The organism is Pseudomonas sp. TWI923 (genome assembly GCF_039673365.1).
In the GTDB taxonomy this organism is placed as follows: domain Bacteria; phylum Pseudomonadota; class Gammaproteobacteria; order Pseudomonadales; family Pseudomonadaceae; genus Aquipseudomonas; species Aquipseudomonas sichuanensis.
In genome coordinates this window covers 15,685-40,232 of the sequence record NZ_JBDJLM010000036.1, presented here as the reverse complement: position 1 = coordinate 40,232, position 24,548 = coordinate 15,685, and the positions used below count along the sequence as shown (strand labels likewise).

Below are 24,548 nucleotides of genomic sequence, written 5' to 3'. Positions count from 1 at the left end.
CGTCGATGAGCGAGAAAGACACCATCTCCATGCAACTGGTGCGCGAAGCGCTGTTGCAGAGCTGTCCGGCGGGCGAGCCGGACGCGGCGTTGCTGGCCGGCGCCGGGATCGATGCGCAGCACCTCGACCTGCCCCAGGCACGGGTGAGCGCCGACGCTTATGCCCGGCTCTGGCGTCTGCTGGCGCGGCGCTGCAACGACGAGTTCTTCGCCATGGACCCGCGCGGCCTGCGCAGCGGCAGCCTGGCGTTCCTGTGCCGCGCGGCAATGATGCAACCGACCCTGGCCGACGGCCTGCGCACTGCCCTGGACTTCCTCGGGCTGATGCTCGAAGACCTGCAGCCGGGCCTGGTGCGTCAGCAAAGCCTGGCCGAGATCGTCATCAACGAACCGCGCGATGAGCCGCGCCGGGCCTTCACCTATTTCACCTTCTGGATGATCGTGCACGGCGTGGCCTGCTGGCTGGCGGGCCGGCGCATCCCGATCCTGGCCATCGATCTGCGCTGCGCCGAACCGCCGTTCTGTGACGACTACCGGGTGATGTTCTCCGAAAATCTGCAATTCGAGCGCCCGCGCACGCGCATGATCATCGCCGCCGACTGCCTCGATCTGCCGCTCAAGCGCACGCCGGAGGAGCTGCAGCGTTTCCTCGCCGAGGCGCCGGGCAACATCCTGGTCAAATACCGCGACCCGGCCAGCCTGGCCCGGCGCATTCGCCACGACTTGCTGCAACTGGCGCCAGCACAATGGCCCGATGCCGAAAGCCTGGCCCGGCGTTTATGCCTGTCGCCGTCGACCTTCAGACGTCGCCTGGCGGACGAAGGGCAAAGTTACCAAGGCCTGAAGGACAGCGTGCGACGTGAATTGGCCGTGACCTGGCTGGGCGAGGTCGAGCCCGCCATGGGCGATATCGCCGAACGCCTGGGCTTTGCCGACAGCAGCTCGTTCTACAAGGCGTTTCGCAAGTGGTTCGGCTGCAATCCGGGGCACTACCGGCAATTGGTCATGCAGGGGTAGCGCTCGAACAGGTGACGGCGTTTCCCGCTGTGATCGAGCGTTGAGGCTGTAGAGGGTGGACGTCCCTTAATCATGCAGGTCGTCCAACCCATGGCAGTTACAACTCCAACCCCCACTCCCTTGACTCCCGAGCAGTTGACCGATGGCTTCATCGCGGCGAAGTTGCCGGCCTGGCTGCGCACAGGCTCGGCCGAGCAGGTCCGCACGCTGTCCTCGCGACTCAAGGCGCATGCCGACAGTGGCAAGGCACTGGCGGCACTCGAGCGGTCGCTGATGTCGCCGCAACGCTTCGCCGAGCAGGCATTCGAACCCTTGATCAGCGAACTGCTGCCCGCTGGCCCCGCGCTCGCCAAGCTTGACTGGCTGGAGGTAAGGCGCCGGTTTCGAGTGCCCTTGGGTGGCGGTCTGCCTGAGGACCAGATCCACTACTTGCGCTATCCGGCATTGCTGCGGCTGATGCAAGGGTTCGCCGCCGGTGCTTCGTTCTACAAGGGCAGCGGGCTGACCGCCAGTGCAGGTGAAACGCTGCTGTTCGAGGACCTGGACACGCTGGTCACGCGGGTCAGGGCGCTCGAGGTGGGGAAACGCTACCAGCAGCTTTTGCATCAGGCTTTTACCCGCGAAGCCCGCGCGTTGCTTGCGGCGCACCACCGCACGGGCTTCGCCCTGAGTTGCGAGCTGGGGCTCATGCAGGGCTGGATCAGCGCCGAGGAGCGGGCTGCCCTGGGCAGCCTGCTGTCTTCGGCAGCGCATGACTCTTCGGCGTCGCTGGTTGCCTACGCCGGTGAGTTGCAGTTGCTCGGCTGCAAGATCGCCAACGGCCTGAAGATCCAGCTGCGCAACGAGGTGGGAGAGGACAGTGGCGTGGTCCTGTACCTGCCCACTGACCGGCAATGTCCCCTGCGACGCTTCGATTCGCAGTTGCAGCTGCAAGCATTCCTGGCCATTGAACTGAGTCGGGCCGATGTGCGCCAACAGTTCTACCCGCTGGTCGGCCTCGACCGACGCGCGGAATTCTTCACTACCCTCACCACGCGCCTGCAGGACGATGTTCCTGATCTCGAGGTACAAGGGGCAGTGACGGTTGGCGATATCTTCGTGGCACTGGCGCAGTCCCAGGTCGAACGTTACGAGGCGGATGCGCGGGTACTGCTGGTTTCGAACGAGGCCGTCGACCACAAGGCCGCCGAGCAACGGCTGGAGCGTTGGAAGTCAGTCGGCTGGACGGCACTCGGCCTGGTCGGCCTGGCGGTGCCGGTTGTCGGTCTGGTGCTGTTCGGCAAGCTGGTCGTCGACCTGCTCGGTGAGGTTTATACCGGTATCGAGGACTGGTCCGAAGGCCATCAGCATGAGGCCAGGGAGCACATGCTGCATGTGGCGCAAACCGTGCTCGTCACCGGGGCGATGGTGGCCGGCGCCAGCGCAGTGGCGCGCAGTTTCCAGGGCAGCGCGTTTGTCGACGCGCTGGAGCCGGTACCGCTCTCGGCGGGGGGCGAACGCTTGTGGAACGACGACTTGAGTGTCTACGAGTCAGACCCGGGCCCGGCGACGCTTGGGCAGGACGGTCTGTACGCGGACGGGCAGAAGCGCTGGCTGCGCATCGGAACACGCTACTACGAAGTGTATCGGCCTGGGCCGACCCAGGCCTGGCGATTGCGCCATCCCGATGCAGAGGGCGCCTACGAGCCGCCTCTGGAACACAATGGCGAGCGGGGCTGGCGCTTGCGCCAGGAGCGACCGCTGGAGTGGGATGACAGCACCGACATGCTCAACCGGCTCTGGCCCCATGAACCTCCGTTCGATGCCGTGCAGGCCGATCGCATCCTGAGGACAGCGGGCATGGACAAGGATGAGCTGCGGGGGGTGTGGGTGGAAAACCGTCCCACGCCGGTCAACCTGCGTGACACCCTTCGGCGTTTCGAGGCCGACGCCAGGCTGGCGAAACTCTTCGTTGCCCTGCGCTTGCCTGACTCGAGCCTGGAAGATGAGCAGGTTCTGGCATGGTGCAAGAGCCGTGACGACATGCAAGGCCTGGACGATGCCGCCATTGCCAGGGAGCTTGCCGGACGGCAGGCCGAGTTGCAGGGGGCACTGCTTGAGCATCTGTCCACCCAGGCTGCGCCTTCGCAGGGCTTGGCGGCCCTTGTGCGGCGCGATTTCCCCGGGTTGCCGCAGGCGTATGTCGAGGAGGTCGCACGTGAGGTCGATCCTGAAGTGGAGGCACAGGCACTGGCCGAAGCGCGCCTGCCCTTCGCGTTGGGCAAGCGGGCCCGGGCCTTGCTCGAGCTGTCGCGCGCCAACCGCGCCGTGGAGGGCCTGTACCTGCGCAGTGCTTGTTCCAGTGCGACGGCCGAACTGGTCATCGCATTGCTCGGACGCCTGCCCGGCTGGCCCGAACGCCTCAACCTGGAGTTGCATGAAGGTTCCGAGAACGGTGCCACGCTGGCGATTCTCGATCCGCAAGGGCCGAGTGCCGAACGCATTGTGCTGTTCACCCGTAACGGCCGTTTCTGGCTCTACGACAGTGCAGGCCGTCCACGGGAGGAGGATGTGGCAGAGCCCGGCGGCCTGTTCGAGGCGCTTGCGGCCTTGCTCAAAGAGTCGGACCGCAGGGCCCTGAAATTCGACGCCAGCGACCTTGCCGAGCAGTTGCGCAATGCGCTGATCGAGCAGTTGCCGGCGACACGCAGCAATGTGCTGGCGCGCCTGGGTTGGCGCGTGTCCACGCCATGGTTCAACCCGGGCCGGCGCCTGGCCGATGGGCGTGTCGGTTACGAGCTCGGCGGGCGCTCCTCACGTCCGTCCACCGAGCGGTTGCGACAGCGAGTGCGCATGCTGTACCCCGCTTTTGATGCCGACGAAGTGGAAGGTTATGTTCAGGGATTGCAGCGTGACAATGAGCGGCCGTTCGAAGCGATCGCCCGGCAGGAGCGCAACTACAACGACCTTGACGAAGCACTACGGCGCTGGACCCACACCGATACGGAACCGCAGCTTCGTCGAGTGCGTGCGCAGTTCGCCAATCGCTTGCGCGCCATCTGGCGTTTCGAGGGAGAAGTTGCGCGTGGCGCGCAAAGGCGGGCTGACGGCATGCGTCTGGACATCAGCGGCTGGCGTATCGGCAGTCTGCCGGAGTTGCCGGCGGATATCGATCTGGGCCATGTCACCGAGTTGACGATGGTGCGCATGGGGCTGACGGCGGTGAATGGCAACTTCCTGCATGTCTTCGACTCCCTGAGCGTGCTGAACCTCAACAGCAATCGGATCGGCGCAATACCGCCTTCGCTTGCCCGGTTCACAGGCCTGCGCAGCCTGCTGCTGCTGTCGAACCAGATACGCATGACCGACAGTGACCAGCAGGTGCTGGCCGAGCTGGACAACTTGCAGGTTCTGGATCTGAGCTTCAATCCGATTCGCCGGTTGCCGTTGCGTTTCGACCGTCTGCCTGAGTTGACGACACTTCGGGCCAGAGGGTGCGAGTTGCTCGAAGTGCCTGACGGTATCGAGCACTGCGCGCTGCTGCGCACAGCTGACCTGAGCAACAACCGCATCCGCAGTGTGTCGGACGCACTGGCCGCTCAGCCATGGTCGTTCCGGCGACGCCTGAACCTTCTGGGCAATCCGCTGGACTACCAAGCGATGGAGCGTCTGTATCAGGTGGATCTGCAGCACGGATTTCTGCTGGACCAGGTGGATAACGAGGAAAAGACCCCCGAGCCAGGGGCGGTCATGCAGCGCTGGCTGGCGCTGGACAAGGACAGGCGCAATGACCAGGCCCGTATGCAGTTGTGGACACGGCTGGAAGCACTGCCCGGCAGTGCTGGCCTGTTCGAGTTGCTGCGCAACCTGACGGCGACCCCGGATTTCGTGCGAGCGCCGGGTTACATGTCCGAGCAACTCTGGCCGTTGCTTGAGAGCATGGATCAGGATGCGCAACTGCGTGAGGAGATCTTCCTGCACGCCGATGAGGTGCGCGGCTGTCATGACAGCCATGTGGAGCGCTTCAGCCGCTTGATGATCCACGAACTGGTGTACAAGGCCAACGTCCTGGGTGCCCAGGGCGTTGGTGGTGACGGGCTGCTAGTGCTGGGGAGGCAATTGTTCCGATTGGAAAAGCTGGACGAGATCGCCGCTGAGGACGTTCGTCAGCAGGACGCGGCGCTACGCGCTGACGATCCGCAGTCGGCAGGCGTCGATGCTCTGCAGGTTATCCTCGGCTATCGCACCTCGCTGGCCAGCGAGTTGAACTTGCCGAACCAGCCGCGCAACTTGCGCTTCGAGAGTCTTTCGCATATCGATGCGACGAGGAAGGCCAAGGCGTTGGCTGAAGTGAAGGCGGCAGAGGCGTCCCCGGCGCTGGCGCAAAGCATCAGTGGGCGTGATTTCTGGCGCTCCTACCTGGAAAAGCGCCATGGCGCTGCTTTTTCGGCATTGGCAGAGACGTTCTCGCGGTATGGCAGCGAGCTTGACGATGAAGCTTCGGCATTGGACAGCCAGGAATACAGAGAACGCTGGGATGCGCTGGTCGGTGGGCGTACTTCGGCAGAACAGACCTTGGCGCTGCGGCTGACCGAGGAGGCACTCGAGCGTGAGGCCAATGGCTCGCTCACCTAGCGTGCAATGCCCGACCGGGCGTATTTCCCGCTGATCCGCCGCACGTACAGCGGGCAGGGTTGTCGCTTTCATCCCTCAGGAAGCGACAACCATGTCCGGCACGCCCCTACCTTCCGCTACAGACGCGTTCATTGCGCAGCAACTGCCTGCATGGCTCAGATCCGCCAGTGTCGATCAGTTGCAAGCCCTGCGGGCGCGCTTCCAGGCACACCGAGCGACCCAGGACCGGCTTGCCGAGGCCTGGCGCCAGATCGAGTCGCCGATCGATTTCGCCCGGCCACTGTTCGAACGGATGCTGTCGCGCGGGCTGGGTATCGCGCAGCCCTTGGAGATACTGCGTTGGGAGGAGGCCTTCCAGGGCTTCAAGCGTGGTACTTCACCCTTCCTTCCCGAGTTATCCATGCCAGGCGGCACCATAAGCCGGGTTACGCTGCGAGAGCCGGCGTTGCAGCGATTGCTGCAGAACGTCGAGCAAGGCCAGGCGTTTTTCCCAGGCACCGGGCTTGCGCAAGGTGCCGCGCTGCAGGGGGAGGGCCCGGACCTGCCGTTGCCGGTGGCGCTGGACAAACTGGTGGAGCAGTGCCGTTCGCTGGATGTCGGCCAGCGCTACCAGGAACATCTGCAGGCCCGGCTCGATGCCGAACTACGGCGGCAGATAGCCGACGACGGGCGTCTGGGGCTGGGTGTCGCGGCTCAGATTGCAGCGATGAAGCAGGAAATAGACGAAGACGTATTGAGCCTGTTGCTCAAGGCCTGTGACGGGCAATTGATCACCCATCCGGACAGCGCGTTCATCAGCGTGCAGACACTGGACCTGCTGGATTGCCCGGTCGATGGGGCATTGCTGTTCGTCCTCAGCGATGACCTGGCGGGCACTGAGGTCAAGGGGGTGGTGTGTTATCTGCCTGGCGCCCCGCAGGCTGTGCTGAAAAGGTACGACTCCTGGGCGCACATGAATGCCGGCCTGGGTACTCTGGTCAAGGACCCGGCATTCCAGGGGTATCTGTTGCAGCGCGTGGCGCTTGGCCAGCGAGCGCGATTCATCACGACGCTACGCACCCGAGTGCAGGACAGTTCCCCAGACATGCAACCTCGCGGCAAGGTGAGCCGCCTCGACGTCTTCGCTGCCCTGGCCCAGCGACAGGTCGAGCGGATCCTGCAGGATGCGTGCTTGCTGGTGGTGCCCACTCGGCAGGTCGATGCCGCGGCGTCCAGGCGCCGACGCGAAGAGCTGGAAGAGGTGGGCCTGACGCTGCTCAATCTGGCAGCATTCTTCGTGCCGGGAGTGGGGGAGCTGTTACTGGCGAAGATGCTTCAGGAAACGCTGACGCAGGTATACGAAGGGGTTGCCGACTGGAGCAAGGGGCGGGATCACGAAGCCTTGGAGCACCTTCTCAATGTGGCGCAGACGGTGGTCGGCAACACCCTGGTGGCAGGCGGCGCCGTTGCGGCGCGACGCTTCGTCGGCAGCGCCTTCGTCGACGGCCTGAAGCCGGTCACGGTGATGCCGGGCAAGGAACGGTTATGGTCGGACGATCTGCAGCCCTATCGCACTGCGGGCCTGCCAGGCAGCGCCACACTCACCGAGCGTGGCCTGTACGGCGATGGGCAACGCCACTGGTGGCGAGATGCGGATGACTACTACGAAGTTCACCAGGCCCGCCCCGGTGCCAACTGGTCCCTGCGTCACCCCGGCAATGATGCCGCCTATGGCCCCGAGCTGGTCAGCAACGGTGAACGCGCCTGGCGTCTTGCTCATGATGAGCCTCAGGCGTGGAGCGGCAGCAGGCGCATGCTGGGGGTGCTGTGGCCAGGGGCGCAGGCCCGTTCGCCAGAGCGGGTCGCGCAGATCCTCAAAGTCGCCGGTATCGACGAGGACGGTCTGCGTGGATTGCTGGTGGAAAACCGCCCGTTGCCCGTCACCTTGCGCGACACCCTTGAACGGTTCGAGGTGAGTGAGGCCATCGACGCCTTTTTCACCGCACTGGGCAGGGGCAAGGAGTCGTCCGGACCCCGCGAGTACTTCGCGTGGTGCTTGCACCAGCCCGAGATCGTGGGGCTGCAGGAGGTCGAGCAGCGTGATGCGATACTGCTGCACGCCCGAGCCTTGCGTGGCAGGCTACTGGAGCACTTTGCGGTCCACTACGTACACCCAGACGCGTTGCTGGGCCTGGTCCAGCGTGACTTTCCAGGTTTGCCCGACGCCTATGCCGCCGCCGTGCTGCGCGAAGCCACTACGGCTCAGCGCCAGCGCATGACCGAGGCGCGGCGAGTGCCGCTGGCACTGGCGGAAAAGGCCCGTGAGCTGCTGCGTGAAGCGAAGCTGACCCGTGCGCTGGAAGGGTTCTATCTGCAGGACAGCCACTGCGACGAAACCTGCGCCCTGGTGCTTTCGCTGCTTTCGCGCCAGGCTGCATGGCCGCAAAGCATCAATCTGGAAGTACGCCAGGGCAGCGACAGCGGGCGCCGTCTGGGGCTCATCTTCCCTGAAGGACGGCCAGGGCTGCTGACCACCCTGGTGCGCAATGAAGGGCGCTACCGGTTGTACAACGACGGCCGTGCCTCGGAAGTCGAGGTCGACGAGCCCAGCGGCTGGGAGCAGGTGCTGCTGGCCATGCTGGCGCCGAGCGATCGGCAACGCCTGGGCTGGACCGGGGATGACGCCCCGGCCAAGGTTCGCCAGACGTTGCAACAATCGTTGCCTTCCTCGCGTCGAGACATTGCGCTATCCGCCGGCATTTCACCCGCCCGACCCTGGTTCAATCCTGGCAGGCGCATGCCTGATGGGCGCGTGGGCTATCCGCTCAGTGGGCGGGGTGACCCCAGGCAGGCAATGGAAAGCACTTTCCGCGCACGGGTACGCGCGCTGTACCCGGGCATCGAAGAGGCCGAACTTGAAGTATGGATGGCGGATTACCGGCAATCGCATCCGGCGGCATTCAGTCGTCTGCTGCGCCAGGAGCAGCAGTATCGCGATCTGGATGAGCACCTGCAGGCGTGGATGAGCGAACAGGCCGAACATCGAACGGCGCGCCAGCGAGTCGCCCAGCAGATCAGCCGCGCGTGGCAGATGTGCGCAGAGCGATTGGTCGACGTCCGGGGCACCGGTTTCGGCATGCGCCTGAGCCTGGTCGGGGTGCCCGCCCATAGCTTGCCCGACATACCTGCGGGCGTGAGTTTCCCCCATGTTACCGAACTGGTTCTGGTCCACCTGGAGCTTCAGTCGCTGCCGACACGCTTCTTGCAGTGCTTTCCCAATACCCGCTCGTGCAACCTCAGCAACAACCGCCTGAGCCGATTGCCAAACGGACTGGGCTTGATGACCCGCCTGCATGAGCTTCGGCTGAACAACAATCGTATTCGTCTGGACGAGCAGTCTTCGGCGGTGATCCAGTCCCTTGGGCAGTTGCGGCTGCTGGATGTGAGCGACAATCCGCTGGGGCCTGTCGACCTGCCGCTGGATGAACTGCGCCGCCTGCGAGAGTTGCATGCGCGAAACTGCCGGCTGCAGCGCTTGCCTGCGGACTTGTTGTGGGCCGGCTATCTGGAACTGGCGGATCTGCGAGACAACCAGATCGCCACGTTGCAACCGATCGTTTTCCAGACACCGTACAGCTTCCGGCGGGCCTTGCTGCTGGCTGGCAACCCCTTGCCCGCCAGCGCCCATGCTCGGCTGATGCATCCAGGCAGCGCCATGCTTGAACCGGTCAACGAGGGGGCCGCTGGCACCACGCAGGAGGTCACCGTGGAACAGGCCCGGCAGATCTGGGTGGGTAGTGAGGATGGGGTGCTGCGTGAGCGGCGCGAGCAGCAATGGGATTTGCTGGCCGCCGAGCCCGAGAGTGAAGCGCTGTTGCAGTTGTTCGCCGAGCTCACCGGCACCAGTGACTATCGTGAAGCCCGCGAAGACCTGGGCAACCGCTTGTGGGACATGATCGAGGCCGCGTCGGAGCAGAGCGCGTTGCGCGAGGAACTGTTCAACTGGGCCGGTTCGGGACGTACCTGCGCTGACAGTGTGATCGGCTGCTTCAGCGCCCTGGAGGTGCGTGTCCAGGTGGCGCAGATGTTGCGTCGCGCAGACGCCGGGCAGGCCGAGGGCCGGCGCCTGGAAATGGCGCGGCGGCTGTTCCGCCTGGAACAGGTCCAGGCCTACGCCCGCGCTGACCTGCCACGGGTGGAGCGTGCCTTGCGCAGGCAGTACCCGGACGAAAGTGTCGATGAGGTCGAAGTGGACCTGGCCTATCGGATCGGTCTTGCCGAGCGCCTGTCATTGCCGCGCCAACCCAGGACCATGCAGTTCAGATCCATGGCTCATGTCGGCGACGAGCAACTCGCGGATGCCGAGCGCAGCGTACGTGCCGCCGAGGCGAATGGTGAAGTACTGGCACGCTTCATCAGTCAGCGCGATTTCTGGCAGGCGTACCTGAAACAGCAGCATGCGACCAGCCTGGATGAGGTCCAGGAGCCTTTCTTCGCCGACCTGGAGCGGCTGGATGAGCGGCGCATAGCGGGTGAAATCAATGAAGGTGGATACCTTGCGCAGGCTGACGCCTTGCGTCAGGCGCTGCTGGAGGCCGAGCAGGCCTGGTACGTGCGCTTGACCCGGGAGGCCTTGGCCAGGGTGGCGCCCGGCGAGCGCTGAGGACGGTTTGATCGCCTCTGGCTGTTCAGCCTTGCGCAGCGGCCAAACCGGTCATCCAGATTGACGTCTTTGGCCATTGCTGCCGCCTGACAGCGGCGCGAACATCGTCGGACCGATGAAGCACTCCAACAATAACAATCCAGGAGTCCGACGATGCGCGATTACGCCGAGGCCGCCCGTTCCTTCGATCATGTCCAGGCCGTGGAAGCGGCCTTGCACGGCACCCTTGACGCTCTGAATGCCTGCGTCGAGTGCTGTGACCGGCATGTCGGGGACGACCGTGCCGCCCTGATCTGGGAGGATCGTGACGGCAACAGCGGGCGCTACACATTCGAGCAGTTGCAGGGTTTGGCGGCACGCTTCGCCAATGTGCTCAAGGCCCAAGGTGTCGGGGCCGGTGATCGGGTGGCCGGGCTCATGCCGCGCACGCCTGAATTGCTGGTGACCATCCTTGCCACCTGGCGAGTGGGCGCGGTCTATCAGCCGCTGTTCACCGCCTTCGGCCCAAAAGCCATCGAGCACCGCCTCGAACAGTCCCAGGCCCGGCTGGTGGTCACTGACCGCAACAACCGCGCCAAGCTCGATGACGTCGCGGACTGCCCGGTGCTCATCACGGTCGGTGCGCGCGCCGGCGAGCTGGACTTCCACCAGGCCCTCGACGCGGCGGACAGCCACTGCGAGCCAGTGATGCGTACCGGTGACGATGCCTTCCTGCTGATGTTCACCTCCGGCACCACCGGCCCGGCCAAGCCGCTGGAAGTACCGCTGCGCGCCATCGTCGCCTTCCAGGGCTACATGCGCGATGCCATCGACTTGCGTGCGGACGACCGGTTCTGGAACCTGGCCGATCCGGGCTGGGCCTACGGTCTCTACTACGCCGTCACCGGCCCGTTGTCCCTGGGCCATGCCACCACCTTCTACGACGGCCCGTTCAGTGTCGACAGCTGTGCGCGGATCATCGACAAGCTGGGCATCACCAACCTGGCCGGCTCACCCACCGCCTACCGTCTGCTGATCGCCGCCGGGGAGCAGTTCTCGGCACCGATCAAGGGCCGCCTGCGGGTGGTCAGCAGCGCGGGCGAGCCGCTCAATCCCGAGGTGATCCGCTGGTTCGCCGACGAACTGGGGGTGACCATTCACGATCACTACGGCCAGACCGAACTGGGCATGGTGCTGTGCAACCACCACGGCCTGGCGCATCCGGTGCACCTGGGCTCGGCCGGTTTCGCCATTCCCGGTCACCGCATCGTGGTGGTGGACGAACAGGGCTTCGAGCTGCCGGCCGGACAGCCAGGCATTCTTGCCGTAGACCGCGAACGCTCGCCGCTGTGCTGGTTCGGCGGCTATCGCGGCCTGCCGACCAAGGCGTTCGTCGGCCGCTACTACCTGTCCGGTGACACCGTCGAGCTCAACCAGGACGGCAGCATCAGTTTCGTCGGCCGTAGCGACGATGTGATCACCACCTCCGGCTACCGTGTCGGCCCGTTCGACGTGGAGAGCGCGCTGATCGAGCACCCGGCGGTGATCGAGGCTGCGGTGATCGGCAAGCCCGACCCGGAGCGTACCGAGCTGATCAAGGCGTTCGTGGTGCTGGCCAAGGGGTACGCGGGCAGCCCCGAACTTGAGGAAACCCTGCGCCAGCACGTGCGCCAGCGTCTGTACGCCCACGCCTATCCGCGTGAAATCGACTTCGTCGCCGAGCTGCCAAAGACCCCGAGCGGCAAGCTGCAACGCTTCATCCTGCGCAACCAGGAAATCGCCAAACAACAAGCTGCGCAGCCGATCGCTGCGGGCGCCTGAAGGAAACCCGACATGCATATCCAGAACAAGCACTTCATCGTCAGCGGCGCGGCCTCGGGCCTGGGCGCCGCCACCGCGCAAATGCTCATCGAAGCTGGCGCCAAGGTCATGCTGGTCGACCTGAACGCCGCCGCCGTCGAGGCCAAGGCCCGTGAGCTGGGTGACAACGCCCGCTTCGCGGTGGCCGACATCAGCGACGAGCAGGCCGCCAAGGCAGCGGTCGATGCCGCCGTCAGCGCCTTCGGTAGCCTGCACGGGCTGGTCAACTGCGCGGGCATCGTCGGTGCCGAGAAAGTGTTGGGCAAGAACGGCCCGCACGCCCTGGGCAGCTTCGCCAAGGTCATCAACGTCAACCTGATCGGCAGCTTCAACCTGCTGCGCCTGGCTGCCGCGGCCATGGCCGAGGGCCAGGGTGACGAAGGCGGTGAGCGTGGGGTGATCATCAACACCGCCTCCATTGCCGCCTACGACGGCCAGATCGGCCAGGCCGCCTATGCCGCGTCCAAGGGCGCGATCGCCAGCCTGACCCTGCCGGCCGCCCGCGAACTGGCGCGCTTCGGCATCCGCGTGATGACCATCGCCCCGGGCATCTTCGAGACCCCGATGATGGCCGGCATGACCGAGGAAGTGCGCGCGTCCCTGGCTGCCGGGGTGCCATTCCCGCCGCGCCTGGGCCGCCCGCAGGAATACGCCGCGCTCGCCCGCCACATCATCGAGAACAGCATGCTCAACGGCGAGGTGATCCGCCTCGACGGCGCGCTGCGCATGGCTGCCAAATAAGGAGCAATGAACATGACCCTCGCCAATGATCCGATCGTTATCGTCAGCGCCGTGCGCACGCCCATGGGCGGCCTGCAGGGCGACCTCAAGAGCCTGACCGCGCCACAACTGGGCAGCGCGGCGATTCGCGCCGCCGTGGAGCGCGCCGGCATCGATGCCGCCAGTGTCCAGGAGGTGTTGTTCGGCTGCGTGCTGCCCGCGGGGCAGGGCCAGGCCCCGGCACGCCAGGCCGCCCTGGGCGCCGGCCTGGACAAGCACACCACCTGCACCACCCTGAACAAGATGTGCGGCTCGGGCATGCAGGCGGCGATCCTGGCCCATGACCAACTGCTGGCCGGTAGCGCCGAGGTGATCGTCGCCGGTGGCATGGAGAGCATGACCAATGCGCCGTACCTGCTGGACAAGGCCCGTGGCGGCTACCGCATGGGCCACGGCAAGATCATCGACCATATGTTCATGGACGGCCTGGAAGACGCCTACGACAGGGGCCGGCTGATGGGCACCTTCGCCGAGGACTGCGCGCAGAACGGCGCATTCAGCCGTGAGGCCCAGGACAACTTCGCCATCGCCTCGCTGACCCGGGCGCAGGACGCTATCAAGAACGGCCGCTTCGCTGCCGAGATTGTTCCGGTGGAAGTCACCGAAGGCAGGGAAAAACGCGTTATCAAGGATGACGAACAGCCGCCGAAAGCGCGCCTGGACAAGATCCCGCAGCTCAAGCCGGCCTTCCGCGAAGGCGGCACCGTGACCGCGGCCAACTCAAGCTCGATCTCCGACGGCGCCGCGGCACTGGTGCTGATGCGTCGCTCCGAGGCCCAGAAGCGCGGCCTCAAGCCGCTGGCGGTGATCCACGGTCACGCGGCTTTCGCCGACACCCCGGCGCTGTTCCCCACCGCCCCCATCGGCGCCATCGACAAGCTGATGAAACGCACCGGCTGGGACCTGGCAGAGGTCGACCTGTTCGAGATCAACGAGGCCTTCGCCGTGGTCACCCTGGCGGCCATGAAGCACCTCGACCTGCCCCACGACAAGGTCAACATCCATGGCGGCGCCTGCGCCCTGGGCCACCCGATCGGCGCCTCGGGCGCACGCATCCTGGTGACCCTGCTGTCGGCGTTGCGCCAGAACAACCTGCGCCGTGGCGTGGCGGCCATCTGCATTGGCGGTGGCGAGGCCACGGCCATGGCCGTCGAATGCCTGTACTGAGGTGAGCCATGCTGGTAACTGACGAGCAACAACAGATCGCCGACGCCGTGCGGGCTTTTGCCCAGGAGCGCTTGAAGCCGTTCGCCGAGCAATGGGACAAGGAGCACCGCTTCCCCAAAGAGGCCATCGAGGAAATGGCCGAACTTGGCCTGTTCGGCATGCTGGTGCCGGAGCAGTACGGTGGGAGCGATACGGGCTATGTGGCCTACGCCATGGCCCTGGAAGAAATCGCCGCGGGTGACGGTGCCTGCTCGACCATCATGAGCGTGCACAACTCGGTGGGCTGCGTGCCGATCCTCAAGTTCGGCAGCGAGGCGCAAAAGCAGCAGTTCCTCACGCCGCTGGCCACGGGTGCGATGCTTGGCGCGTTTGCCCTGACCGAACCCCAGGCCGGCTCCGACGCCAGCAGCCTGAAGACTCGCGCGCGCCTGGACGGTGACCATTACGTGCTCAACGGCAGCAAGCAGTTCATCACCTCTGGGCAGAACGCCGGGGTGGTGATCGTCTTTGCCGTCACCGATCCGGACGCCGGCAAGCGTGGCATCAGCGCTTTCATCGTGCCGACCGACGCCCCCGGCTACCAGGTGGCACGGGTCGAGGACAAACTCGGCCAGCACGCCTCCGACACCTGCCAGATCGTCTTCGACAATGTGCGGGTGCCGGTGGCCAACCGCCTGGGCGAAGAAGGGCAGGGCTACAAGATTGCCCTGGCCAATCTCGAAGGCGGGCGCATCGGCATCGCCTCGCAGGCGGTGGGCATGGCCCGCGCCGCCTTCGAGGTGGCCCGCGACTACGCCAACGAGCGCCAGAGCTTCGGCAAGGCGCTGATCGAGCACCAGGCCGTGGCCTTCCGCCTGGCCGACATGGCAACCAGGATTGCCGTGGCCCGGCAGATGGTGCTGCATGCCGCTGCCCTGCGCGATGCCGGGCGACCGGCGCTGGTGGAAGCTTCGATGGCCAAGCTTTTCGCCTCGGAAATGGCCGAAAAGGTCTGTTCGGATGCCTTGCAGACGCTCGGTGGTTATGGCTATCTGAGCGACTTCCCGCTGGAGCGCATCTACCGCGATGTGCGGGTCTGCCAGATCTACGAAGGCACCAGCGACATTCAGCGCATGGTCATTGCGCGCAATCTTTGAAGGAGCAGTCTGCATGGCATTCGAAACCATCCTGTTGGACATCCACGGCAAGGTCGGCCTGATCACCCTCAACCGCCCGCAGGCGCTCAACGCCCTGAACGCGCAGATCGTCGGCGAGATCAACCAGGCCCTGGATCAGCTCGAGCGTGACCCGAACATCGGCTGCGTGGTGCTCACAGGCTCCGCCAAGGCCTTCGCCGCTGGCGCCGACATCAAGGAAATGGCCGACCTGAAGTACCCGCAGATCTACGTCGAAGACCTGTTCAGCGACGCCGACCGCGTCGCCAACCGGCGCAAGCCAATCATCGCCGCGGTGTCCGGCTTCGCCCTGGGCGGTGGCTGCGAACTGGCGATGATGTGTGATTTCATCCTGGCCGCCGACAACGCCAAGTTCGGCCAGCCGGAAATCAACCTCGGCGTGCTGCCGGGCATGGGCGGCACCCAGCGCCTGACCCGCGCGGTGGGCAAGGCCAAGGCCATGGAACTGTGCCTGACCGGCCGCCTGATGGGGGCCGAGGAAGCCGAACGGGCTGGCCTGGTGGCGCGCGTCGTGCCGCAGGCCGAGTTGCTGGAGGAGGCGCTGAAGGTGGCCGCGACCATTGCCAGCAAGTCGATCCCGGTGAGCATGATGGTCAAGGAGAGCGTCAACCGCGCCTTCGAAGTGACCCTGAGCGAGGGCGTGCGTTTCGAGCGCCGGGTGTTCCATGCGGCGTTCGCCACCGAGGACCAGAAGGAAGGCATGGCGGCGTTCATCGCCAAGCGCGAGGCACAGTTCAAGGATCGCTGAGCACGGGAACGGGCGCCGCGGCCGGCGCCCGTCGCATCAGAGGCTGAAGAAGAATCGAGTCGCCGCGGCCAGGGTGATGGGCGAGCGGTAGACCTCGACCGGCCGACCCGTGGCGACGTCCACGGCAGTCTGGCCCTTGAGATGGCGTTGGTCGGCTGTTTTCAGGTGACCGGCGAGGAACTGGGGTTTGGCTGTGTCCTGCGCGGGGTAGTGGAAGTGCGCGTACCACAGGTCGCGGCCCTGATGGCGAATGACGTATTCGTCCAGGTAGTCGGCGGGCCGCCCCTTGACCTTTGCCAGCCGCGTGCGAGCCCCCAGGGCATGCACGGTCACTTCATGATTGTCGATGAGGTTCTGCAGCTCACCCATGCGCGGCTTCTGGCTCAGGGCAGCCTGGATGCGCAAGGCCTTGGCCTGGCTCTCCAGGATCATGGCCAGGTCACTCAGCGCTTTGCCGACCCGCGCTGCATCCTGGCCGCCGCTGGCCTCGTCACTGGCGTTGTCGGCAGTCAGCCTTCGTTCGATGGCATCGGCACGTTCCGTCAACCGTTGCCCATGCAGCATGAGTTCATCGTGGATCTCCACGGGCAGGTAGCGCTCACTGGGGCTGCCCTGCAGGTGATGGAGGGTTGCACGGGCGTTGTCCATGAGTGCCTGGCTACCCTTGAGCAGGCGCTTCAGGCTGTCATTGGCTCTCGCTCGTGCAACCGGGGCTGGCGGGACTTCGACCCAGTTGCCGTGGTCTTGGCGGTAGGTACGTGTGCGGCCCTCCGGCCCCGGCGCCTCGATGTCGACGGTCGTCTCATCGCCTGCACGCGGGACGCCCAGCAGCACCCCGTGTTCCTCGGTCTCGATCAGCCCGGGTGTCTGCTCGCGCAAGCGCGAGAGTGTCGTGGTGGGTGGGTAGTCCGGGTACTCGGCCAGTTCGCTGCTGACTGTCGCCTGGATGTACGCCAGGTCCTGTTCGATAGGGGCCAGCAAGGCCGTCGACGCCGTGTCCGTGGACAGTGTCTTGAAGTTGCCCAGTTGTCGGTCTGCCTGGGCAAGCCACTCTTTGGCGCTTTTTAGCAGGCGCGTGGCCAGTTCGTCGCTTGGCTTGGCCAGGGCCGCCAGTTGTCGGCGCTGGGCAATGACCAGGCTGATGTTGTCGTTGGCCAGCTTGAGCCAGAAACCGCCGTTCCTGGGCTCGCTGGCTTTGAGCGGGTGGAAGGCGAACAGCCGGTTGAAGTGGTTTTCCAGGCGTATGTAGCGGCAGGTGATCGGGCGCTCGGCGCTGGGCCATCCGCGCTCGAGGCTGTCGAACATTGCCTGGATGCGGTCCTGGCCACGATTGGTCAGTTTCTTCAACTGGGCATGAATGTCGTGCATGGCATCGGCATTGATCACCAGCTCGTCGAGCAGGGGCGAGATTTCGGCCAGGCGTCGGCTGTAGATGACCAGGTCCGCAGGGCTCATGCGGGTTTCGTTCTCACTGATGAAACGCATGAGCTGCGTGCGCTTGGGCGTATACAACTGATGCAGTGTGGCGTAGATCATCTGCTCGCTGAAAGCGCGCTGGGTGAGTGCGTTGGCACGCTCCAGCTTGAAGCCGTCGCGGACCTCCAGCGCGTTGCGCTGGTTGAGGCGCTCCAGATAGGCCTTCCAGTGCAGCGAGGCGGCCTGGCAGGTGTGCAGGTGCTTGCGCAGGTCATCCTCGGGCATGTCGTCGTTGAAGCTCGACGCGTCTATGCGCATGCGCCGCAACTGTTCCAGCCCTTGCTCGAGATCTTGCGCAAGGGTGCGGTCGAGTTCGACCAATGCCTGTCTGTTCGCCTCGCGCAGCCGGGCAATGCGCGAGGTCATGGGCATGCCGCCCCGCAGGCGCAGGTCGATGCCCCATCGGTTTGCTTCGTCACGTCGCAGCCAGGGGCCGGGGAGCTGCTCCGGCGAATCGCCGACGATCCTGGGCTGGCCGCTGGGTTCGTCCAGCAGCACGCTATAGGCCTTGCCTTCGAGCAGCACGTAGAGGTTGTTGTCATGCAGGTGCAGTCCGGCCAGGGCGCCGTGGGGAATAGGCTCGCCAAGGCTTTGCGGCAGCGTACGGGAAGACAGGGCATTGAGTGCCTGTCGTTGCGCCTTGCTGAGCTTGCCGGCCGGCTGCGCCCAACTGAAGTCGAGCTCGCTGTCAGGCACCGTGGTTTCTACCTGCGGGAGGGCAGGGGGCAGGGGGGATGGCAACGGTGGGGGCGCAAGGTGGTCCTCCGCGCCTTCCTCCAGTTGCAGCTGTGCCGGCGAACCCGACAGCAGCAACAGGGCAAGGTTGAGCAACAAGTTGACCCAGGCGATGCGGTGTTCGGTTGGCGAGAGACTGTCGTCGGTATCGATGACCTGAGCCAGGGCGGTCTCAATCTGGGCCAGCCAGGCAAGCCTGCCAGCCAGGCGTCCGGCGAACGGCAGCACGCTGTTGAACAGCAGCCAGCCGAACGTTATCCGGCTCTTCCAGGTGGCTTCGTGGGTGGTCACAGCGTGTGCCTGGAAGTGCTGGATGGTTTCCTCGATGCTGGCCTGGTAGATGGCCTTGCCGATGTCATCGACAGCGGGCTCGGTGCTGAGCGTCACAGGGGCGGGGGTGCCGAAGGGGACGGCGAAGCTGTCGTCCAGCGGGTGGAACAGGTGGGGTTCCTGGAATCCGCCGTGGGCGTAGACCTTGCGGTCCGGCGCAGGCAGGCGCTGCAGCAGATCGTCCTGCAGCGCTCCGGGCGTGCCGATGGCGACCAGCAGGGCCAGGCGGTCGTCATACTCCAGCAAGGGTTGCTCGTGCTGCGGGCGGTACAGCAGGCAGACGCCACTCGTGGGGTTGGCCGCTTCGATCAGCCAGGTGTTGAGCGGGTGATCGGGTTCGGCGTCCGCTCGCCGGAGCAGCCCCAATGGACGCATCACCCAGTGCGTCCGATCATCAGGGGTACGGGTGAAGATCTGCGCGATGCGCAGCGCACTGGCTTCGCTGATCCCCTCGCCGCGCAGGTGCAACTCCATGGCCTGCGCGGGCAGCTGACTGCGCAGTTGGGCATCAAGCAGCCGTTCGCGTGCGTGCCTCTGTTCTGGGTCATCGAGCAGCTTTGTGCGTAGCAGGCGTGGGTAGGAGGCGCCGATGTCCAGTTCGCTGACCAGGGTCTTCACATAGCCTTCGTTCAACCATGCGGGCAGCGGCTGGCCAGTGGACGAGGCCAGCGCCACCTTGCCGGGCTTGAGCAGTACGAGGTTGCCGATGGCCAGCTCGGCGAGGCTGAATGTGACGGTGTGGATCTCGCCACTGGTGAACGCCGTGTCCCCGATGGCGGTGCTGGAGGTGGTGATCTGGTAATTCAGAACCAGCACTTCTTCCGGCGCCAGGCTTTCGCCGGGATGGTCGACGGCCAGCCGGGCACGCAGTTGCTGATTGGCGAACGCCTCTGCGCTGACGATGCCGTCGAGCCAGAACTGGCCATTGGCATCTTCGTAGCTCTGTGCCACGTCCACCAGGTTGCGGGCATAGAGTGCCTGGGCGGTGTAGGGGGCGTGCCGCAGCCAGTCGGGAAGTTGTTCGGTCAGGCGCTGGCGCTGTGTGCGCTCGGCACGGTTGCACAGTTCCACCATCGATGTCGGATGGTCCGTGTTCCGACCCAGGGCCAGCGCCAGACCCTGGGTGTGATAGTTGTTCGCGACAGCTTGCACCACGTCGAGTTGCTGGCGAAGCAAGCCCAGGGCCTGTGCCGCGAATGGTTCCTCGGTCAGCGGCAGAATGCGCAGGACATGGGGCGCCGGGGTGGGCGTGACCGGCCACAGGCGCTCGAGGATATTGATCATCACCTGACGGGATGGAAACACCAGCAGCTTGCCGACCAGGGTAAACAGCAGCGTGACTGACGTGCCTGCAGTATCGCTGCTGTGCTCTATCAGCAAGGCGCTGCCCAGGTCGCGGTCGATCTTGCCGCTGGCGGACAGGTCGCTGGACAGCAGGCTGACTGAGGGCGAAGCGGTGGGCGTAACTGCAGTTTCGGGTATCACCAGCAGGCGGTTGGCGAGGTCGATCACCTGTGGTCGCAGGCGACTGGCCCGCTTGCCTGCGTCCAGTGCATTGATGAACTGTTGGCGAAGATGTTCGGTGTACCACTGCCAAGGGGTCTGGCCGGTGATGTCGAATCGGCTCCAGTAAGCCAGCAGTTCTTCCCGATAACGATCGAGCATGAACGGGCCGCAGTCGTTGATCAGCAACTCGACCGCGTGCAGGTCGATCGCCACGGCCCAGTCCGGGTTGTCTTCGGCGTGGGTGCTGATGAAGTCCTCGCCCTCGGTGAGGTTGAGGGTGACGCGGCGACAGAAACGCTCGATCAACAGTGTCGAGAGCGGGCGTATCCAGGCGCGGGCACCGGGCGGAGGGCGACTGATCAGGTAGAGGCTCAGCGGATCGTGCGAGTCGCCAAGGCGGCGTTGCCGCCACTGCTCGGCCAGCAGTCGGCCCGCCACCTCGGTCAGTACGGGACGATCCTGGAAGCGCCGGGCGACTGCGCAGTCCAGGTCACTGAGGGCGATGAGGCGTTGATGCAGGTCCATGGTCAAGCTCCGTTGATGAAAGGCGTCATCAAACGGTACTGAGCGCAATCGTCGGTGTTAGCTAACTGCCACCTGTGCCTGCAGGAGGGGCTGGCACTGGGGAGATGTGTTGCGGCATATTGCCCGCTGGCGCTTGGCAAGCGCGCCGGCGAGGGCTAACGCGGCACCAATGGGCGGATTCCTCGGTATTTCGGTCAAATCTGCCGTCATTTCTGTTGCCCCTTGCCGCTTGGCACCTTAGACTTCCGCCCCCTGTAAAAGAGTGCCGGTTGGCGCTTGAAGAATTTCGCTGCCGATGAGCCATCATCGGTGGCACTCGAATCGCCCAAATGCACATTTTTTCATAGAGAAATCGATGACCAAGGAACAGTTGCTGGCCATGTCGGCCGATGACTACATGAATGCCGACCAACTGGTGTTCTTTACCAAGCTGCTGCAAGCGATGAAAGTCGAGACGCATGAGCGCATCGAACTCAACCGCATTGCCATCGAAGGCCTGGATACCCCGTCGGATCCAGCCGACGTGGCCTCGGTCGAGGAAGAGCGCACTTGGCTGGTCAACGCCATCGACCGCGATCAGCGCCTGCTGCCGCAGCTGGAGATGGCCCTGGACCGTATCGGTGACGACAGCTTCGGCTGGTGCGACGACAGCGGCGAGCCAATTGGCCTCAAGCGCCTGCTGATCAGCCCGACCACCAAGTACTGCATCGAAGCCCAGGAGCGTCACGAGCAGCTCGACCGCCACCAGCGGCAGATCTGATACTCGGCGCACTGCGCGAGGCCCCACGGAGCGATCCCTGGGGCCTTTGTGTTTTCTTGCCTTGCATCAAGCGTGATCGTCATACATCCAAGGGACTATGGATAGTGGCGTTATGGTGGCGTTTAATGACGTCACAATAACGACACGCGGACGGACCACGAAGATGATGCGAGAAGGAACTCGGCTGGCTGTTGCCATCGCCTTGCTACAGGGTGGCATGCTGTGCGCGCTGCTGGCGGCCCAGGCTTATGCCGGGCTGGCGCTGTACCTGGCTCTGCCGTCGGCCCTGCTGGTGCTGTGGCTACCTCATCTGCGGCGCGCACCGGTAACGATGCCGGTGGAGACAGCTGCGCAGGACGATGACCTGATTGCGCAACTGGCCCGGGGCACCAGCCACAATGCGCTGTCGGCCGCGGCGGTGGCTTACGCGGTGCAGCAACTGGCTGCGCGGGTGCAGTCGCAGTTGGGCGCCGCCGAGGAGATCGTCGGCAGTGCCGAGATCATGATCGCCACTGAACAGGCCAGTGCCCAGCTCAGTCATCAGGCCCTGGAAGCCGCACGCTCGGCCCATGGCAGCAGTGTCGCCGGCAGTGCGGTGTTGGCCGAGTCGATCCAGTGCATGCACGACCTGAGCCAGCGTGCCACCGCCAGCCGTGAGCTGATCGAGGCGCTGCACCTGCGCAGCGAGGACATTGCCCGGGTGACCCTGGTGATCCAGGCCATTGCCAGCCAGACCAACCTGTTGGCGCTCAACGCCGCCATCGAGGCGGCGCGGGCGGGTGAGCACGGCCGCGGTTTTGCCGTGGTCGCCGACGAAGTGCGCGGCTTGGCCGGGCGTACCGCCACCGCTACCCAGGAAGTGGGTCAGATGGTGGCCGATATCCAGGAACGTACCGCCCAGGTGGTCACGCAGATCCGCGCGTTGGCCGATGACCTGGGCAGCGGCGTGGCGCAGGTGGAGCAGACCGGCGGGCAACTGGCGCAGATCGCCTGCCTGGCCGCCAGCGTTGAAGGGCAGGTCGGCGCAATCGCCGCGGGCACCCAGACCAATCGTACTCAGCTTGATACCCTGTTCCAGGCGGTGGCGCAGGTGCGCAGCGACCTGGCGGTGAGCGAGCAGCAAACAAGGCGCCTGGCCCAGGCCGCGGTGCAGATGGAAGGGCAGGTCGAGCACCTCAGCGAGCGGCTGGCCGAGGTCGGGCTGGACGCCTATCACCAGCGGGTGTTCGAGCTGGCGCAGGGTGGGGCACGGCGTATTGCCGAACGTTTCGAGGCCGATATCGAGCAGGGGCGGGTGGCGCTGGAGGATCTGTTCGACCGCCAGTACCGGCCGATTGCCGGCATGCAGCCGCCACGTTTCACCACGCGCTTCGACCATTACACCGACACGGTGTTGCCGCAGATCCAGGAGCCACTGCTGCAACATGAGGGTTTGGTCTACGCCATCGCCTGTACCCAGCAGGGCTATGTGCCAACCCACAACAACGCCTTCAATCAGCCACTGACCGGCGACCAGGTACAGGATACGGCGCATAACCGCAGCAAGCGTACCTTCGACGACCGCACCGGCATCCGTTGCGGCAGCCATCAGCAGCGGGTATTGCTGCAGACCTACACCCGCGATACCGGTGAGCTGATGCATGACCTGTCGGTGCCGATCTACGTCAAGGGGCGCCACTGGGGTGGCCTGCGCCTGGGCTACCGCCCCGAACCCGGGCTTGATTGAGGCGATTTGTTGCCTCAGGTGCAATACAGCTCTACCTGCCTGGGCTTTTTCCTGAAGCGTGCAGCACGTATCATAGCCATATCGTTAGGTTGCTAATTAAATTCCGGAGGGAATGATGAATAGCCAAGTCGATGTGGCAGTGATGATTGGCACGGGTGTTCCTGCCTCTTTGCAGGCGTTGGGCAAGCGGGCGTGCTGGGTGGTGCTGGTCAATGGCGAACGGCGTGGCACCGCCTTTGCCAGCCGTGGCGAAGCGCTGGAGTGCCAGGCCGCCTGGTTGGCGCAGTTGGCGCGGGGCGAGGTGGCCTGAGGGCGTCAAGCTTCCAGCTGGCGGGCTAGCTCGCAGGCGTCCTGGTGGCGTTGGCGAAAGCCCCTGACCCTGCCTGTGGTGCGTTCGGTGATATGAAAGAACGCGACACCGGCAGGTACGACGATGAAGCGCGCTTGGCTTGGAGGGGCGAACTTGAAGGAAATGTGTTGCGCCTCTCGACGGATTTCAGTGTTTTCGGGCATATTCGTTCTCCTGTAATGCGCGACCGAAGGCCAGGCCTGTTCTTTGAGGGACCTGTTGCTGGCTGTCGCATCTTTTCTGGCAGTTTTGATGTCGGACATTACGGTTCCTTTTATGGAATCACGCCGAAGCCTACCCCGCGCGCCCGAACGATAGTTGAGTGAAGCATTTCCCCGTTATCGCTCGGCTTATCTCGCGGGGATACTCCGCGGCGTGATTGCGAAGTCCTGTGGACGTTGACTTGAAAAGGCTGGCACCTGGCGCGATACCGCGGCCGGGTGATGGCCTGTAGTAATTGATGTGAGGAGCTCTTCATTGGCAGTCAGTACTCTGGATACCCATGCGTTGTTTGCCCTGGGCGATTTGCGCGCCAAGCTGGTCAAGTTGTTCAACGGGCGGTTCATCTACGTTACCGAGCAAAACCCCGAAGGCCTGTACATGGCCGAGATCGACCCCGAGGGTGCCATGGTGGTCGACGACAAACAGCGCCTGGAGCTGAAAGTGGGCGACCACTTCCGCGCGGCGGTGCTGCCCAGCCGTGAAGGCGGAAAGCTGGAACTGCGCTTTCGCGAGATCAAGTTGAATGTCTACGGGCAAGGCGACTATGCCTTTGTCCGTGTGCCCGAGGGCGAGGGCATCGTGTTTCGCGAGGGGCAGGGCGTGATGTTGGTGTTTGCCGCAGAACAACAGGTACAGGAAGGCCTGGGCAAGCTGCTCAAGGCAGTGACCGGCAAGGTTGCCAAATGGCGCAAGGGCGAGCTGACCACCTTCAAGGCCAGCGAATGAGTGACCCGGCGGCGCCGGGCTCGCGTGCCGACTTCCACCGCCGTCACCAGGCCCAGGCCATTGCCCAGGCCGAGCAGTTGCTGGCGCGCCGTGAAGCGCTGCAGGGCGCCTGGCTGGCCTGGGTAGCCAGCGAGCTCTACCAGCTCAGCCCACCGCCTTATGCGGCGATGGTGCGGCGTGAGCTGCAGCGCCTGGCGGGCGGCTGAGCCCGC

The 24,548-nt window shown here is 64.9% G+C and carries 15 protein-coding genes; 13 read left to right on the top strand and 2 right to left on the bottom strand.

What is annotated here, in order from left to right; all coding sequences use genetic code 11:
* The first annotated feature begins 5 nt into the window (after window positions 1-5).
* From ABE459_RS15310 to ABE459_RS15275, 8 genes are all read left to right on the top strand, one after another.
* Entirely contained in the window at window positions 6-1,016 is a 1,011-nt protein-coding gene (locus ABE459_RS15310) for an AraC family transcriptional regulator (RefSeq protein ID WP_125464839.1), read from the top strand.
* Window positions 1,017-1,106: 90 nt separating this feature from the next.
* Window positions 1,107-5,630 (top strand): NEL-type E3 ubiquitin ligase domain-containing protein, encoded by a 4,524-nt coding sequence (locus ABE459_RS15305; protein ID WP_323831911.1) that lies wholly within the window; start codon window positions 1,107-1,109, stop codon window positions 5,628-5,630.
* A 91-nt stretch (window positions 5,631-5,721) separates the two neighbouring features.
* The gene (locus ABE459_RS15300) at window positions 5,722-10,272 is read left to right on the top strand and encodes an NEL-type E3 ubiquitin ligase domain-containing protein (protein WP_346648056.1); all 4,551 of its coding nucleotides are present in this window, start codon (window positions 5,722-5,724) and stop codon (window positions 10,270-10,272) included.
* 153 nt (window positions 10,273-10,425) lie between these two features.
* Window positions 10,426-12,072: an AMP-binding protein gene (locus tag ABE459_RS15295; RefSeq protein ID WP_323831915.1), complete on the top strand. Its 1,647-nt coding sequence runs from the start codon at window positions 10,426-10,428 to the stop codon at window positions 12,070-12,072.
* Between the two features lie 12 nt (window positions 12,073-12,084).
* Complete coding sequence (locus ABE459_RS15290) at window positions 12,085-12,852, top strand: SDR family NAD(P)-dependent oxidoreductase (protein WP_323831917.1); 768 nt, start codon at window positions 12,085-12,087, stop codon at window positions 12,850-12,852.
* 12 nt (window positions 12,853-12,864) lie between these two features.
* Entirely contained in the window at window positions 12,865-14,058 is a 1,194-nt protein-coding gene (locus tag ABE459_RS15285) for an acetyl-CoA C-acyltransferase (RefSeq protein ID WP_323831919.1), read from the top strand.
* Between the two features lie 8 nt (window positions 14,059-14,066).
* Window positions 14,067-15,194 carry an acyl-CoA dehydrogenase gene (locus tag ABE459_RS15280; protein ID WP_125464833.1) on the top strand — a complete coding sequence of 376 codons (1,128 nt, stop codon included), beginning with the start codon at window positions 14,067-14,069 and terminating at the stop codon, window positions 15,192-15,194.
* A gap of 13 nt (window positions 15,195-15,207) precedes the next feature.
* The gene (locus tag ABE459_RS15275; protein WP_125464832.1) at window positions 15,208-15,981 is read left to right on the top strand and encodes an enoyl-CoA hydratase; all 774 of its coding nucleotides are present in this window, start codon (window positions 15,208-15,210) and stop codon (window positions 15,979-15,981) included.
* Between the two features lie 36 nt (window positions 15,982-16,017).
* Here ABE459_RS15275 and ABE459_RS15270 read toward each other — a convergent pair whose 3' ends face one another.
* The gene (locus ABE459_RS15270) at window positions 16,018-20,553 is read right to left on the bottom strand and encodes a hypothetical protein (protein WP_346648055.1); all 4,536 of its coding nucleotides are present in this window, start codon (window positions 20,551-20,553) and stop codon (window positions 16,018-16,020) included.
* Between the two features lie 355 nt (window positions 20,554-20,908).
* Here ABE459_RS15270 and ABE459_RS15265 point away from each other — a divergent pair, with 355 nt between their 5' ends.
* From ABE459_RS15265 to ABE459_RS15255, 3 genes are all read left to right on the top strand, one after another.
* Window positions 20,909-21,313, top strand: a complete 405-nt coding sequence (locus ABE459_RS15265; RefSeq protein WP_125464829.1) for a TraR/DksA C4-type zinc finger protein — start codon at window positions 20,909-20,911, stop codon at window positions 21,311-21,313.
* Window positions 21,314-21,476: 163 nt separating this feature from the next.
* Window positions 21,477-23,039: a methyl-accepting chemotaxis protein gene (locus tag ABE459_RS15260; RefSeq protein WP_323831923.1), complete on the top strand. Its 1,563-nt coding sequence runs from the start codon at window positions 21,477-21,479 to the stop codon at window positions 23,037-23,039.
* Window positions 23,040-23,154: 115 nt separating this feature from the next.
* Window positions 23,155-23,349, top strand: a complete 195-nt coding sequence (locus tag ABE459_RS15255; protein WP_125464827.1) for a hypothetical protein — start codon at window positions 23,155-23,157, stop codon at window positions 23,347-23,349.
* 5 nt (window positions 23,350-23,354) lie between these two features.
* Here ABE459_RS15255 and ABE459_RS15250 read toward each other — a convergent pair whose 3' ends face one another.
* Window positions 23,355-23,651, bottom strand: a complete 297-nt coding sequence (locus ABE459_RS15250; protein WP_125464826.1) for a hypothetical protein — start codon at window positions 23,649-23,651, stop codon at window positions 23,355-23,357.
* Window positions 23,652-23,865: 214 nt separating this feature from the next.
* On the opposite strand from ABE459_RS15250, the gene ABE459_RS15245 reads away from it, so the two are divergent.
* Together ABE459_RS15245 and ABE459_RS15240 are read left to right on the top strand one after the other, a co-directional pair.
* Window positions 23,866-24,336, top strand: a complete 471-nt coding sequence (locus ABE459_RS15245) for a hypothetical protein (RefSeq protein ID WP_125464825.1) — start codon at window positions 23,866-23,868, stop codon at window positions 24,334-24,336.
* Window positions 24,333-24,542 carry a hypothetical protein gene (locus ABE459_RS15240; protein ID WP_323831926.1) on the top strand — a complete coding sequence of 70 codons (210 nt, stop codon included), beginning with the start codon at window positions 24,333-24,335 and terminating at the stop codon, window positions 24,540-24,542. The genes ABE459_RS15245 and ABE459_RS15240 overlap by 4 nt, the downstream gene beginning before the upstream one ends.
* Window positions 24,543-24,548 lie beyond the last annotated feature (6 nt).

Coding starts and splice junctions, on each gene's coding strand:
- ABE459_RS15310 (WP_125464839.1), top strand. CDS start 6: ATGAGCGAGAAAGACACCATCTCCATGCAACTGGTGCGCGAAGCGCTG.
- ABE459_RS15305 (WP_323831911.1), top strand. CDS start 1,107: ATGGCAGTTACAACTCCAACCCCCACTCCCTTGACTCCCGAGCAGTTG.
- ABE459_RS15300 (WP_346648056.1), top strand. CDS start 5,722: ATGTCCGGCACGCCCCTACCTTCCGCTACAGACGCGTTCATTGCGCAG.
- ABE459_RS15295 (WP_323831915.1), top strand. CDS start 10,426: ATGCGCGATTACGCCGAGGCCGCCCGTTCCTTCGATCATGTCCAGGCC.
- ABE459_RS15290 (WP_323831917.1), top strand. CDS start 12,085: ATGCATATCCAGAACAAGCACTTCATCGTCAGCGGCGCGGCCTCGGGC.
- ABE459_RS15285 (WP_323831919.1), top strand. CDS start 12,865: ATGACCCTCGCCAATGATCCGATCGTTATCGTCAGCGCCGTGCGCACG.
- ABE459_RS15280 (WP_125464833.1), top strand. CDS start 14,067: ATGCTGGTAACTGACGAGCAACAACAGATCGCCGACGCCGTGCGGGCT.
- ABE459_RS15275 (WP_125464832.1), top strand. CDS start 15,208: ATGGCATTCGAAACCATCCTGTTGGACATCCACGGCAAGGTCGGCCTG.
- ABE459_RS15270 (WP_346648055.1), bottom strand. CDS start 20,553: ATGGACCTGCATCAACGCCTCATCGCCCTCAGTGACCTGGACTGCGCA.
- ABE459_RS15265 (WP_125464829.1), top strand. CDS start 20,909: ATGACCAAGGAACAGTTGCTGGCCATGTCGGCCGATGACTACATGAAT.
- ABE459_RS15260 (WP_323831923.1), top strand. CDS start 21,477: ATGATGCGAGAAGGAACTCGGCTGGCTGTTGCCATCGCCTTGCTACAG.
- ABE459_RS15255 (WP_125464827.1), top strand. CDS start 23,155: ATGAATAGCCAAGTCGATGTGGCAGTGATGATTGGCACGGGTGTTCCT.
- ABE459_RS15250 (WP_125464826.1), bottom strand. CDS start 23,651: ATGTCCGACATCAAAACTGCCAGAAAAGATGCGACAGCCAGCAACAGG.
- ABE459_RS15240 (WP_323831926.1), top strand. CDS start 24,333: ATGAGTGACCCGGCGGCGCCGGGCTCGCGTGCCGACTTCCACCGCCGT.